This window comes from Streptomyces sp. NPDC016851 (assembly GCF_055562795.1).
The window spans coordinates 103,847-117,156 of sequence record NZ_JBVHEP010000026.1; the positions used below are offsets into that span (position 1 = coordinate 103,847).

At 69.9% G+C, this 13,310-nt stretch carries 9 protein-coding genes and 1 pseudogene; 9 read left to right on the forward strand and 1 reads right to left on the reverse strand.

The genetic code is table 11. The annotated features are described in order from the left end of the window. The first annotated feature begins 26 nt into the window (after positions 1–26). Positions 27–686, forward strand: a complete 660-nt coding sequence (locus tag ACZ3I3_RS33215; protein WP_467371072.1) for a hypothetical protein — start codon at positions 27–29, stop codon at positions 684–686. 551 nt (positions 687–1,237) lie between these two features. Then, positions 1,238–1,831, forward strand: coding sequence for an isochorismatase family protein (locus ACZ3I3_RS33220; RefSeq protein WP_467371073.1), 594 nt, complete (start codon positions 1,238–1,240; stop codon positions 1,829–1,831). Positions 1,832–2,517: 686 nt separating this feature from the next. On the opposite strand, the gene ACZ3I3_RS33225 is transcribed toward ACZ3I3_RS33220, so the two are convergent. Beyond that, positions 2,518–6,270, reverse strand: a complete 3,753-nt coding sequence (locus ACZ3I3_RS33225; protein ID WP_467371075.1) for an nSTAND1 domain-containing NTPase — start codon at positions 6,268–6,270, stop codon at positions 2,518–2,520. 350 nt (positions 6,271–6,620) lie between these two features. On the opposite strand from ACZ3I3_RS33225, the gene ACZ3I3_RS33230 reads away from it, so the two are divergent. The 7 genes and pseudogenes from ACZ3I3_RS33230 to ACZ3I3_RS33260 all read left to right on the forward strand — a co-directional run bounded on the left by ACZ3I3_RS33230 (position 6,621) and on the right by ACZ3I3_RS33260 (position 13,309). Then, positions 6,621–7,826 carry an acyltransferase family protein gene (locus ACZ3I3_RS33230; protein WP_467371122.1) on the forward strand — a complete coding sequence of 402 codons (1,206 nt, stop codon included), beginning with the start codon at positions 6,621–6,623 and terminating at the stop codon, positions 7,824–7,826. A gap of 13 nt (positions 7,827–7,839) precedes the next feature. Beyond that, positions 7,840–8,107: pseudogene (locus tag ACZ3I3_RS33235) on the forward strand (IS701 family transposase); the annotation flags it as partial. Between the two features lie 475 nt (positions 8,108–8,582). Beyond that, positions 8,583–9,545: an SDR family NAD(P)-dependent oxidoreductase gene (locus ACZ3I3_RS33240; protein ID WP_467371076.1), complete on the forward strand. Its 963-nt coding sequence runs from the start codon at positions 8,583–8,585 to the stop codon at positions 9,543–9,545. Positions 9,546–10,350: 805 nt separating this feature from the next. After that, positions 10,351–10,611, forward strand: a complete 261-nt coding sequence (locus ACZ3I3_RS33245; RefSeq protein ID WP_467371124.1) for a VOC family protein — start codon at positions 10,351–10,353, stop codon at positions 10,609–10,611. Beyond that, positions 10,596–10,937 carry a DUF6188 family protein gene (locus ACZ3I3_RS33250; protein WP_467371078.1) on the forward strand — a complete coding sequence of 114 codons (342 nt, stop codon included), beginning with the start codon at positions 10,596–10,598 and terminating at the stop codon, positions 10,935–10,937. The genes ACZ3I3_RS33245 and ACZ3I3_RS33250 overlap by 16 nt, the downstream gene beginning before the upstream one ends. A gap of 690 nt (positions 10,938–11,627) precedes the next feature. Then, positions 11,628–12,530, forward strand: coding sequence for an ABC transporter ATP-binding protein (locus ACZ3I3_RS33255; RefSeq protein WP_467371080.1), 903 nt, complete (start codon positions 11,628–11,630; stop codon positions 12,528–12,530). Then, positions 12,527–13,309, forward strand: coding sequence for an ABC transporter permease (locus tag ACZ3I3_RS33260; RefSeq protein ID WP_467371082.1), 783 nt, complete (start codon positions 12,527–12,529; stop codon positions 13,307–13,309). The genes ACZ3I3_RS33255 and ACZ3I3_RS33260 overlap by 4 nt, the downstream gene beginning before the upstream one ends. The last annotated feature ends 1 nt before the right edge of the window (position 13,310 follow it).

A 13,310-nucleotide genomic window follows, 5' to 3' on the forward strand; every position in this document is an offset into this window, starting at 1 on the left:
GGTATCAGGCCGGTACTCTCACCGGCATGAGTGACGGCGTCGCGTGGATAGGCGCACACCACCACACCCCTCCAACGGCCGTGCCCGGCATGCTGGGCGGCGTCTCGCTGACCCTGGCCCGAGGCGTGGAGACGGACGAGTTCCTCATCAAGCTGGGCGCCGACCTCGACGAGCTAGCAGCGCGCACCCCGTGCAGGGAGTTGCGTGCACCCGTCGGGCAGCCGGGCCGGCCCTCCCCTCAGCTCAACCGCGCCATGTACGGCACGTGCGGTGAGTGGACTTACGTACTGGAGGACTGGGGCATGGCGACCTGGGCGACCGGCTACCAAGGCAAGGCCGAGTCGATGCTTCCCCGCGAGGGCGAGGAGATCCTCTGCCTGACCGCCAACCGTTTCAGCCCTCCGGCCGTGGTCATCCATGTGCCCGATGCCTGCGCGTACCGGGCTGACTTCGGCACCGACACCGGGCAGAGCTCGGCCCTCGACGCCGCCCTCAGCGCCGCGGGCGCAGTGTTCCCGTCGATGCCCGAGGCCAGTGAGGCCGAAGTCGTCGCGTACTTCGAGGAGCACGGTGAGCGCCTGCCCGAGCTGGTGTTCACCGCCGTGGGCGCCTACACGGGCGTGGCCATCGACCAGGAGGCCGTGAAGGCCGGTGACCTTCCCGGCGTCCTCACCGCCCCTGCCTGACCGTCTGCCGCGCACAGGGGACCGGGCCCCCACCCTGATCGCAAAGCCACTCCCACGATTCGACTCCCTCTCGAACGCGCCCGCCTCGCGGACGTACGGGTGGTTCGAGAGGCCGGTGTGACCGGTCCACGGTGCCGCCGCCGGTGGTGGGTCGGCTGTCTGCGGACAGGACCGTCCGGCGGTCGTCGACGGAGGCGGCTACCCGAGAAGATCATGCCCAAGGCGATCAACTCGATCATGTGGCGCGTGGGCGTGTTCTACGTCGGCTCCGTCGGAGACTGCCGACCTCAGCTGCTCCCCGTCACTCCCGGTGCGCGTCGACCACCGCGGCGACCGACGCCGTGGTGCGCCGGCCGGTGTCGCGTGGCTCGGGGACGGTGACGTCAGCGGGGGCCCGGCCCCGCACGCGCATGGCCATAGGACGGGTGCGAATCGTTCCTGCGGTGAAGAACCGTGGTCCGTGCGGGTGAGAGCAGCCGCTTTCGTCACCAGGGGGCGAGCGGGGCCGATAGAACGCGGGAGTTGTTCCGTCGTGCTGAAGGGTGTGCGTGATGAGCCGAGGTCTGATCGTCGTGGATGTGCAGAACGACTTCTGTGAGGGAGGCAGTGTTCCGGTCTCGGGTGGGGCGCGGATCGCGACTGCCGTCGCCGATCTGGTGGATCGCAGTGCGGGGGCTGATTATCAGTACGTCGTCGCCACCCGGGATCACCACATCGACCCGGGGAGCCACTTCTCCGAGAACCCCGACTTCAAGGACAGCTTCCCCGTTCACTGCGTGGCCGGGCACGAGGGCGGGGAGTTCCACCCGAACTTCGCACCCACAGCCATGAGCGGCAAGGTGGATGCCGTCTTCTTCAAGGGGGCCCACAGTGCTTCCAAGAGCGGCTTCGAAGGCGCCGACGAACACGGCACGCCCCTGGCGGACTGGCTGCGCTCGCGGGGAGTGGAAGAGGTAGACGTGGTAGGCATCGCCACCGACCACTGCGTCCGCGCGACGGCCCTGGACGCCGTCAAGGCCGGGTTCCGCGCCCGGGTGCTCCTGGACTACTCGGTCGGCGTCGCCCCGGACACCACAGCGTCGACTCTGGACGATTTCCGCCGGGCGGGCGTTGCGGTCTCCGGCGAGGCGCCGGCACCGCGATAGATCCTGGCACCGGCTCGACGTCGTTCGGGATCGCGCACCCCGCCGTCGGCCGGCGCTCGTGTCGACGAACTCGCCAGGGACAACCGGCGTCGGGAGCCTGACTGACGAACCGGGCGGGCAAACCACCGACCTGTCCACCGATGACCGCGCAGCCCCATAGCGAGCAGGCCGGCGGCCGCAGCACCCGCCGCCCGGGCAGAGGGGGTTGTGGGTCCGCCGGCCTGAAGCCGGGTTCCGTGCGCCCTGGTGTCTGTGAACCGTGGTCGCCGGACCTGGTCTGCCTGCGGAACCTCTACGGCGGTGACGGCGGCTACCTCGACACCAACGGGCCTTCGACCGCCGACCAGGAGAACAGCGGCGGCAAGTATGACGTGTGCGCCAACGCCTACAACAACGGGGAACAGAACGTCGGCGACTGGAAACCCCACCGACCCGCAGAGTGCGCACCCGCCCGCACCAGTCGCGCACAGGCCAGGGCGCCGGCGCACCCGGATGAGGCGTACCGGCGCGGTCAGTGCGCACCGACGATTCGCCGTATCGGCACCGGGGATACGGCGAATCCACCACGATGCGCACCGGATCGGGCGGCGGTGCGCACTGCACGGTGGTGGTGCGCAGGGGCTCCGCAGCCCCCGACGGTCAGCGCATCAAGCAGGCCCGACAGCAGATCGCGCCGCCTCGAGGTCCTATCGCGCTGCCGACTGGCAGCCGGTTTCAGTGGACGGGTCGTGCAGGTAACGGGACCGTTCCAGAGGCGTGAGAGTGGTGTCGATGGCCTCGCAGATGGTGCGGACAGCGCGGGCTGGGTCGGGCAGGTCGACTTTCCACAGCCCGACGGAGCTGTCCGTGCCGATGGCCAGGGTTCGTCCGTCCGGGCTGAACGCCACTGCTGAGGGCAAGCGGGTCGGCAGGGTGATTCTTTTCTGGCTGGTGGCGAGGTCCCACAGCTGGACTCCTCTGGCACTGCCTATGGCAAGGGTGCGCCCATCGGGGCTGAAAGCCGGCGCCGCCACGTTGTCGCCGGCTCTGAAGCTGTCTTGGAGCCGACCAGTGCGCGCATCCCAGGTCTTCACGTATCCGTTGCTGCTGCCTGCGGTGGCCAGAGTATGCCCGTCTGGGCTGAATGCGGGGGACTGCCGGCCTCCGCCCGGCGTGATGGTGCGCTGTGTGCGGCCGGTTGCGGTGTCGAGCAGCGTGATCTGTTCGCCGCCGGCCCCGGTCGCCGCGACGGCAAGTGTGAGGCCGTCCGGGGTGAACGCCAACGTTCTGACGGATCGGCCGTGGCCGGTGTGGACGGTGTGCAGTGCGCCGGTTGAAAGGTGCCAGATCCGCACCGATCCGTTCCCGTTGGCGATCGCGAGCCGCGTCCCGTCGGGACTGAAGGCCGCCTCGATGGCGCCCAGGGCACGGCTGTTTCGAAGACGGCCCGTGGCGACATCCCGGATCTCGATCACCACTCCGTTCCTCTTGGCCCTGGCGGCCAGGGCGCGCCCGGTCGGGCTGAACCCCACAGCCCCGAGACGCCGCACCGGGAAAGCTAGCTGCTTTCCCCGGAGTGCCGGGTCGGTGTCGAGCGCCAGAGTGGCTTCATGATCACCGGTCCCGGCATCCCAGAGCTGTACCGACCCACGGCCGGCCCGCCCTTCGTGAACCGTGGCCACCGCGCGTCCGTCCGGACTGAATGCCATGTCGGCGATGTACGTACCCGTACGGCCCTGCAGAGTGGTCCGCGGGTGGTCGGCGGCGGGGCGGTGGACGCGGACGGTGGGGTCCAGGTTGCTGCTGGTCACCAGGGTGTGGCCGTCCGCGCTGAGAGCAACGTCCATGAGTCCGCTTCCGTGATGACCGGCGGTCACGGTGGCCCGCGCCCTGCCGGAGGTGGTGTCCCACAGCCGCACCGTGTCCCCGTGGCCCTGAACGGCGAGGGTCCGCCCGTCCTGAGAGAAGGCCACCTCGTTCAACTCGATGGGTCCGTCCCTGATCGTGCGCCGGACCATGCCAGTGGCCGTATCCCGCAGTTGCACCGAACCATCGGTGCGGAAATCGGCGTAAGTCCGGCCGTCAGGGCTGAAAACCACCGCCCCGCCCTGGCTTCGGCTGTCGTGGGCGCTCCGGGTGCGGCCGGTGGCCACGTCCCACACCCGCACCCGTCCGTTGAGGCTTACCGCGGCGACGGTACGTCCGTCAGGGCCGAAGGCGACTGCCTGCGGGTCGAGCCGGCTGGTGAAGCTGCGCTGCTTGCGGCCGGTGGCGACATCCCACACCCGTACAGCCGCCGGTGAGGAGGCGGCCACAGTACGTCCGTCAGGGCTGAAAACCATCCCGCGTACCGAACCGTCGGGGACGGTGATGGTTCTGAGCTTCCTGCCGGTGACCGGATCCAGTAGCCCTATCATCCCGTCGGCGCCACGGGCACCGGCGACAGCGAGGGTACGTCCGTCGGGGCTGAACGCCGCGACTTCGCCGCTGTCGTAGCCAGTGAACGTGTGTCGGAGCCGGCCTCCCGGCAGACTCCAGATCCGCACCTTGCCATCTCGGCTGTTGGCGGCGACGGTGCGTCCGTCCGGACTGAGGGCGATGGAATCCACGGGTTCGGTACCGCTGATCAGGCGCCCCCGCAGCGGTAGCGCCGCGGCGGCGTACAGGGCTGCGGTGGCTTCGCGGGTCGGGCTGGTGCGGTAGGCATGCACGGCAAGCAGTGCGGCGAGGTCGGGTTCGGAGTCCAGCAGTGCACCGGACTGGGCGGCCAGCTGCCGGGACTGGGCCAAGTGCTGGGCGGTCACCGCGCTCTGCCACTGCCCCACGGCGAGGCCGGCGGCGACGAGGGCGAGGCACAGAGCGGTGGTGACCGCGGTGAGCACCCGCCGGTACCGGCGACGGCCCTTCTGCTCGTGGTCGCGGCTGGCGTCGAGGAAGGCGTGCTCCAAGTCGGTCAGGTCCTCGCGCGGTGCGCCGCCGAAGTGTTCCCGGGCGGCGGCGAGCCGACTTCCCCGGTACAAGGCGCCCTGCTCGCGGCCCAGTTCCTGCCAGGCGTGGGCCGCTTCGGTCAGGTTCCGGTGCGCGCGCAGGCGTTGGCGGTCTTCCTCGATCCACCCGCGTAGGCGGGGCCAGGCCGTGATCAGAGCCTCGTGTGCCATCTCGACGGTGTCGCCGTCCAAAGTGAGCAGTCGCGCCCGGGCGAGTGCCTCCACCACCTGGGCGGTGTCATCCCGGCCGGTGCCGGTCAGTTCCGCGCGCTCTACGGGACGGCGGGTGTCGGGGGCGCCTCCCCCACTCTCGACTTCGCTCGAGCGGGGGGACCCCCATCCGGGGGCGATCAGCCGCAGCAACACCCGGCGGGCGGCAGCCGCCTGGCCTTCGGTGAACCGGCCGTAGACCTTCTCGGCGGTCTTGGCGATCGCGCCGTCCAGCCCTCCGGTCGCCTCGTAGCCCGCCAGGGTCAGCGTCTTGCCGCGGCGGAGACGCCAGGTCTCCAGCAACGCGTGGGACAACAGCGGCAGCCCGCCCGGCGCGTCGGCGACCTCCTTGACCAAGCGGGCGGTGAGGGCGCGTTCCACGGTCAGTCCGGCCGCCGTGGCCGGTTTGACGACGGCGTCGCGCAGTTCCGCCGGGCTCATCGCACCGGCCAGGAGGTTGGCATCGCGCAGTGCGTCGGCCAGGTCGCGGTGCTCGGCGCAGCGGCCGTAGAAGTCGCCGCGCACCGCCAACAGCACCCGTAAGCGGCTCTCGGGCTTTCGGGCGGCCAGCAGCAGGTCGATAAAGCGGACACGCTCGGCGGCATCGCGGCAGAGGGTGAAGACCTCCTCGAACTGGTCGACGATCACGAACGTGTCCGGCCCGGCGCTGCCGTCGCCGGGAACCGCGGGTGCGAGGAGCGGTGCATGCGTGCCGGCGGGGCGGTCGCCCGGGGTCAGGATCCGGATCGCGGCCGGCCGCAGGTCCGGCTCCTGGGCCTGCCGGAGGACGGGTATCAGACCGGCCCGCAGCAGGGAGGACTTGCCGCTGCCGGAGGGGCCGAAGACCGCCGCGAACCGCCGTCGGCGCAACAGGTCGGCCAGGTCGGCGGTGAGCTGTTCCCGGCCGAAGAACAAGGCGCTGTCACCGGTCTCGAACCGTGCCAGCCCCCGGTACGGCGCGACTGATCCGTCGTCGTACCCAAAGCCGTCACCGGCGGACTCGTCCGCCGCTTCCTTCCACCGAGCCTCCCACTCCGCCAGGTCTGCCCCGCACGCCCCCGCATAGGCCAGGGCCACCGGCAGCGTCGGCAGCTGCTCGCCCGCCGCCGCCCGGGACAGCGTGGTCACCGAGTAGCCCGCCCGCTGGGCCAGCGCCCGGTAGGTGATCCCGCCCGCCTCCACTCGCAGCTTGCGTAACTCGAACGCAAACCGCTGCACCGGACCCGCCGCCGGATCCACCGGCACCTCACGACGACCCGCCACACCCTCACCCCTCCAGCTGCCCCCGCATCAGAGCGGACAGCCAATTGTCAGGCTGCCGGAACGGTACTGCCGAACAATGCTCCAGCCGCTGAACTCGGTGATGTGAGCGGCGCGGGGGACCGCTCTGCGGGTACCCCGGCTGATCGTCGGCGGCCGGCAGGCGGCCAGCGAGCGCGCCAGCAGGATCGAAGGCCTGGCGATCTCCCCCACCCCATGCGGACCACGTCGGCACTCGCCCCACGACACGCCCGACCAACACCTCACCGAAGAGGACTTGTCTGCGCATGCACTCCCCACCCCTCCTCCCCGCTTCACCGGCACATTCACCCTCGGTCAGATCGCGATTACTGATGGCCTTTACAGTGGCCGGTTCGTCGCGGTTGGGCTGGCTGGACGCATTGCGCGGCATCGCCGCACTCGTCGTGGTGTTCGACCACTCGTCGTACACGTTCATGGCGGACTTCCGGAGGGAGTTGATGCCGCAGTTCAACACCAGCCGCTACGGCATCATGGTGTTCTTCCTGGTGAGCGGCTACATCATCCCCGCGTCGCTGGAGCGCCGGGGCTGCGTCCGGACGTTCTGGATCGGACGGATCTTCCGTGTGTACCCGCTGTGGGCGGCTGTCGTCACGGTGTTCCTTGCCCTCAGCCTCCTGGGTATCGCTGAGATGCGTGACTTCGGTCAGCAGAGCGCTGTCACTGTGGCTGTAGCCCACGCCATGATGCTCCAGGAGTTGCTGGGGACACCGAATCTCCTGCTCATCCTGTGGACGCTTTCATACGAGATGTCCTTCTACCTGCTGGTCGTCGCTCTGTTCACGGTCCGTCTTCACCGGCAGTCCGCGGCGACCGCCGTCCTCTTGGCCGTGGTCGCCGCTGTGAGCGTGACGGCAGGGGTCGCACTGCCGTCCTCCGCCCTGTCCGGCCTGGTGGGCACCGGCCCGCTGATTGCAGTTGCCTCGATCGCCATGGTGGCCGCCATCTGCTGCGCGAGCGCCAGGTCACCCGTGCTCCGGGTGTTCGGGGGTGTGTTGGGCGGAGTGCTGGCGCTCGTCCTGATCCCGCTCAACGGCACAGTCCCGCTGTGGGAGGGCCTGGTGATCCTCGCCGCGATGTTCCTCGGCACCGCCGTCTACCGCGCCGAGAACGGTCAGACCACCTGGCGCTGTGCGGCCGGCGCTGCCGTCATGGTGGTCGCCTGTGCCGTGGGGAGTGCGTACCGGTACGGCGACGGTGACCACTTCACGCGGCGCGGCTGGATCGTCGCATTCCTGCTGGCTGTGCTCACTTTCGGCGCCGGACTGGCGTCGCGTCGCCGGCGCATACCCCGGATGCTGACCGGATTGGGGACGATCAGCTACTCGGTCTATCTGGTGCATCCGGTGCTGCTGGCGGTGATCGACAGCACGGTCGGCCGACGGCGGCAGGACAACCTCGCGCTCGAAGTGGCGTTCTTCACCGTGCTGCTGCCCCTGTGTCTGCTGACCTACCGCTGCATTGAAGCGCCGAGCCAGACTTGCGGCCGCAGGTTGGCACATCGCATGCAGCCACCGTGACGAGCGCCGATTCGCCTACTGCCTCGCCCACGCACCCGTCGGCATCGAGCCGGCCGATTGGTCCGTATCGCCGGTGCGCGCTGGGCGATCGAGGAGGGTTTCCGGACAGCGAAGAACGAATACGCCTCGACCAGTACGAGGTCCGCCGCTACATCGGCTGGTATCGGGACAACACTCTGGCGATGCTCGCCCAAGCCTCCCTGGCCGGATTCGCAGCCCAGGCCGACGACATCGCCAAGGGGGCTGCACAAACGGACCAGCACTCGTCCCGCTCACCGTGACAGCGACCGGCGGCTGATCACCGGCACGCTGGCGCCGCACGTGGCCCTGTGGGCAATCGACGGAATGCTGTGACCTGCTGAAACGTGGCTTCAACCAAGTGAAGGTCCCGCGCGGAAGCATGAAGCTTCCCGGTGAACATCCGTACGCCGACCTCGCCAGTCCGGGAGGTCGTCGCGGCCGGTCGGCTGTCGGTCGGCGCCGTGTCGGGTACACACGCCTCAGGAGTGGCACCGCAAAGCCGGCGCGGCACGGGGTGATGAGTCGGCGGATTCGGGGTCGAGATCAGGTTGGCGGGAAGCTCGGCCGCGGCCCAGTCGTAGACGCGCGGGCCCTTGGCGCCGTCGCCGCAGGACAGTCGCTGCCAGGCATCGGCGGACGATGTCTCTGCCTGGCACAGACGCAACGACTGGACCCGGGCGCTCGCCGTCACCGGTCCTTGACTTGGAGCGCGATCCAACATCTAGCGTCTCCGTCATGACGACACCTCAGCACAAGATCGGGTCGGGTTTCGGTGCCAGGAGTACCGCAGACGATGTCCTGAGCGGCATCGATCTGACCGGCAGCACTGTGATCGTCACTGGTGGCTATTCGGGACTCGGTCTGGAGACAACCCGCGCGCTGGCGGGCGCCGGAGCCCGCGTCGTGGTGCCCGCCCGCCGACGGGCGGCCGCTCAGGAGGCGGTTGAGGGCATCGACGGCGTCGAGACCGACGACCTCGACTTGTCCGACCTCGAAAGCGTCCGCGGTTTCGCCGAGCGGTTCCTGGCCTCGGGCCGCAAGATCGACATCGTGATCAACAACGCTGGGATCATGGCCTGCCCCGAGACGCGGGTCGGCCCGGGGTGGGAGGCGCAGTTCGCCACCAACCACCTCGGTCACTACGCGCTGATCAACCTTCTCTGGTCGGCGATCGCCCGCGGTGGCGGGCGCGTGGTCGCCGTGTCCTCCGGAGCCCACGGCATCACCGGCGTGCGCTGGGACGACGTGCAGTTCGAGCGTGGCTACGACAGGTGGCAGGCGTACGGGCAGGCGAAGGCGGCGAACGTGCTGTTCGCCGTGCAGCTCGACGCGCTCGGCCGCGACGCCGGAGTCAGAGCGTTCGCGGTGCATCCGGGCAGCATCCTCACCCCGCTGCAGCGTCACCTTGCGAAGGCGGACATGGTCGACGCGGGCTGGATCGACGAGAACGGCAACCCGACCGATCCCACCTTCAAGACGCCCGGGCAGGGCGCGGCGACGCAGGTATGGGCGGCGACCTCGCCCCAGCTGGCGGGCAAGGGCGGCGTGTACTGCGAGGACTGCGACATAGCCGAGCCGGCCGGCGACGGCTCGGAAGGCGGCGTGCACGCCCACGCGACCGACCCCGAGCAGGCCGCGCGCCTGTGGGCGCTGTCTGCCGACCTCACGGGCGTCGACGCATTCGCCGCGGCAACGTGACCCCGGACGTCGCGGGTCACCGTTTCAGGTCTGTGGCCAGCCGGCCCCCGGCCGGTCACACCAAACGAATCAACGACCCACGAGCTACGGGCCCACTGTCCCGCAAATGATCTTCAATAGGCGGTCGGCATAACCTGCCGGCGGGGGCACACCCCACGCCCGGCAAGCAGATGCTGGCCCTCCCCATCCAGATGGAAGTCGCCTGCACCGCCGCCTAAGACCTCGCCGAGGCGGAGGGGGAGACGTTCCCCCAAAACCGGACGCCGAGATCTTGTGAACGAGCCACTCGCAGGGATCACCGTCTCGACACCGCCAGGCAGTAGGTCCAGCGGCCGGTACCACGACCGGAGTCAGCAGGGAGTCAGGCGGATGGGGCACTGGACGCTCAGTTGCCACCCGTGCGCCAGGGAGGCGAGCGCGGTCACTGCGATGGCCCTCAGCGGCAGCAGCGTGCGCGGGGCCGGGCCGGGCACCGGCGCTCTTGCGGCGCTGCAGGAGCGGGGCTGCCACAACTTGTTCGAAGGCGGGCTGATCGTCGTCGGGCAGGATGTGCAGCAGGCGCGCTGGCACGGGCTGATGATGCCGGCCGCCCGAGCCGACCGGCGGCGCGGGCCCGTGCTTCGGGGCCGGGCTCGTCCAGGAGTACGGGACCGGGGACGACGCCGGTCACCGAGCCGTGCACGACCTCACCCGCATGGACCGCTGCTGGCCGGACGCGACGCAGGGCCTGACGGGCGGCCTGCAGTAGCGGTTCGTGCCGACTCCGAAACCGAAGGCAGAGCTCAAGAACTGACTCCACCTCGACCTGGCTGGAGGGCCGGACTGGGAGGCCGAGGTGGCGCGCCTGCTCACTCTCGGTGCGACGCGGGTCGACATCGGCCGGGGAGACGTCCCGTGGGACGTGCTGGCCGATCCGGAGGGCAATGAATTCCGCGTGCCGTATCCCGGACACCTCGGTCACCCTGGACCTCCTGGCCTTCCCGCAGGTCCTCGTATGTGCGGGCACGCCAAAGGCACGCCGCTGGGATTAGCGCCACCGGACGCCGAGCCATGCAGGTTCGGCTGATTCTCGGTGCCTTGGACCCGGACGAGGGGTACCGGCTGGGTGCCGAGTTGGTTTTGGATACCCCGTTTCTGTTCCGGGACGCTTCTGGCGAGTGGCACGAACTGGACCCCGGCACAGGGGTGAGTCTCGCCCCCGTTCTCTCGCTCTTCGGGCAGTCAGTGGTTACGGTCGATGTCCGCGACCGGGGTGTTTTGGTCATCGACTTTCAAGACGGTGCAGGGCTGTGGGTGGGCCCGGACCCGCAGTTCGTGTCCTGGCGTCTGATCGGCCACGGAATCGAGCCGATCACGGTCGGGCCCGGGGGCGAGGAAAACTGGGAGCGCTGACCACCACGAAGCGCACCCGATGGTCCGCTCGCGATCCCCGGTGGGGCGACGCGTCGCACCCGCCGGTCCTGCTCGTCTTCCACCAGGTCGGCCCGCGGCCCGCGCTGAAGCAGATGGAGAAGGCCGCCGACCTCACCCGCGAGCACTGGCAGGGCCACACCCGCGAGCACTGGCAGGGCCAGTGGACGCAAGGCGGCTTCCGCATCTGTAACGGGAAGATGCCGATCGTGGCGACCACGCTGGAACTGCTGCGTGAGCACGACCCGGCCGGCCCCGCGTTCTGGCGCTTCGGCCGCGAAGGCCGACAGAACCTCTTCGACGCGATCGGCAACCCCCGCCGGGACGCCGCCCTCGCCCCCCGCGCCGAAGAGGCGCGACGCCGCCAAGCGCAGGAGGCAGCCGAACGCGAGGCTCAGCGTCCGGTGTGCGGGGACTGCGGGACCAAGTTCACCGACGACCGGTGGAAGGCCAGCACCGCAGTCGACTGGGGCCGCGAGGGATGGCCGGCCACCCGCACCTGTGCGACGACTGCAAGGCCCGGGCGCTCGAAGCGGAGCGGCGGGCTGAGCCCCTCAGCGCGCCCGCGCGCGGACCGAGCAGGTCGTACCCCGCCATCAACCGATCGGCTGATGCTTCTTCGAGCGCGATGGCCGATGTCCCCCGCTACCGTGCCCCGGCACGCTGTTGTGCATGGCGATCATCGAAGTCAGCGGCCTGCACAAGGCTTACGGGGGCAGGACAGCCGTCGACGGCGTGTCCTTCGTTGTCGAGGAAGGAGAAATCTTCGGGATCCTCGGCCCCAACGGTGCCGGCAAGACCACCACCGTGGAGTGCGTGGAGGGGCTGCGGCGCCCCGACAGCGGCAGCATCCGTGTCGCCGGGTATGACCCCGTCACCGATCGCGACCCCGTCACCCGCATGCTCGGCGCGCAGCTCCAGGAGAGCGAACTGCAGCCCAAGATCACCGTCCGGGAGGCGCTCGAGCTGTACGCCGCCTGCTGTCCGGATCCCGCCGACTGGAGCGCCCTCGCCGAGCGCCTCGGACTCACCGACAAGCTCCGCACCCGCTTCGCGAAGCTCTCCGGAGGCCAGAAGCAGCGGCTGTTCATCGCACTCGCCCTGATCGGCAACCCCCGCATCGTCGTACTGGACGAGCTGACCACCGGGCTCGACCCGCGCGCCCGTCGCGACACCTGGCAGCTCATCGAAGACGTGCGCGACAGCGGTGTCACCGTGCTGCTGGTCACGCACTTCATGGAGGAGGCGCAGCGCCTGTGTGACCGGATCGCCCTGATCGACAAGGGCCGCATCACCGCACTGGACACACCGGCCGGGCTGATCGGCCGCACCGGGAGCGGCACGGCGATCTCATTCCGTCCCTCCGCCCCGCTGGACACGCGGCAGCTGGCGGACCTGCCCTCGGTCGCATCCGTGACGGAAGAGGACGGCCGGATCGCCGTCAGCGGCACCGACGAGACGGTCAACGCCGTGCTGTCGCTGCTCGCCGGGCAGGGGATCACCGCCCACCGACTCCGCGTCACCGAGGCCACCTTGGACGACGCCTACCTCGACCTGACGGGACTGGACACATGACCGCCACCACCCTCGCCCCCACCAGCGCCACTGCCGTCAAGGGCAGCGCCACCGCCGTCCTCAGGGCCGAGGCACGACTCTTCCTGCGGGAACCCGCCACCCTCTTCTGGATCCTCGTCTTCCCCACGGTCCTGCTGTGCATCCTGGGCTCGATCCCCTCCTTCCGGGAGCCGTCGGACGATCTGAACGGTCTGCGCGTCGTGGACCTGTACGTCCCCATCGCCGTTCTGCTTGCCGTGATCATGGCCGGCATCCAGGCCATGCCGCCCGTCCTGACCGGCTACCGTGAGCGGGGCATCCTGCGCCGCATGTCCACCACACCCGTGCGGCCGGGCTCCCTCATCGGCGCGCAGGTCGTGCTGCACGGCGCCGCCGCGGTTCTCTCCGCCGCACTCGCCCTCGCGGTGGGCCGGATCGTGTTCGACGTGGCCCTGCCCCGCCAGATCCCCGGGTACATGCTGGCCTTCGCACTTGCCGCCCTGGCCACCCTGGCACTCGGCGGTACCGTCTCCGCCGTGAGCCGCACGACAAAGATCACCCAGGCGGTAGGGTCGGTGGTGTTCTTCCCGGCCATGTTCACCTCCGGTGTCTGGCTGCCTGTCTCGACCATGCCCGACGCCCTCCAGCGCATCGTGCACATCACCCCCCTCGGTGCCGCCGCACAGGCCCTCGACGCGGCCGCCGCAGGAGACTGGCCGAGCTGGACGCACCTCGGGGTCATGGCGCTGTGGACGGTGCTGCTGATGGCCGCAGCGCGGCGCTGGTTCAAGTGGGAGTAGG

Coding starts and splice junctions, on each gene's coding strand:
- ACZ3I3_RS33215 (WP_467371072.1), top strand. CDS start 27: ATGAGTGACGGCGTCGCGTGGATAGGCGCACACCACCACACCCCTCCA.
- ACZ3I3_RS33255 (WP_467371080.1), top strand. CDS start 11,628: ATGGCGATCATCGAAGTCAGCGGCCTGCACAAGGCTTACGGGGGCAGG.
- ACZ3I3_RS33250 (WP_467371078.1), top strand. CDS start 10,596: ATGCAGGTTCGGCTGATTCTCGGTGCCTTGGACCCGGACGAGGGGTAC.
- ACZ3I3_RS33240 (WP_467371076.1), top strand. CDS start 8,583: ATGACGACACCTCAGCACAAGATCGGGTCGGGTTTCGGTGCCAGGAGT.
- ACZ3I3_RS33220 (WP_467371073.1), top strand. CDS start 1,238: ATGAGCCGAGGTCTGATCGTCGTGGATGTGCAGAACGACTTCTGTGAG.
- ACZ3I3_RS33260 (WP_467371082.1), top strand. CDS start 12,527: ATGACCGCCACCACCCTCGCCCCCACCAGCGCCACTGCCGTCAAGGGC.
- ACZ3I3_RS33230 (WP_467371122.1), top strand. CDS start 6,621: ATGGCCTTTACAGTGGCCGGTTCGTCGCGGTTGGGCTGGCTGGACGCA.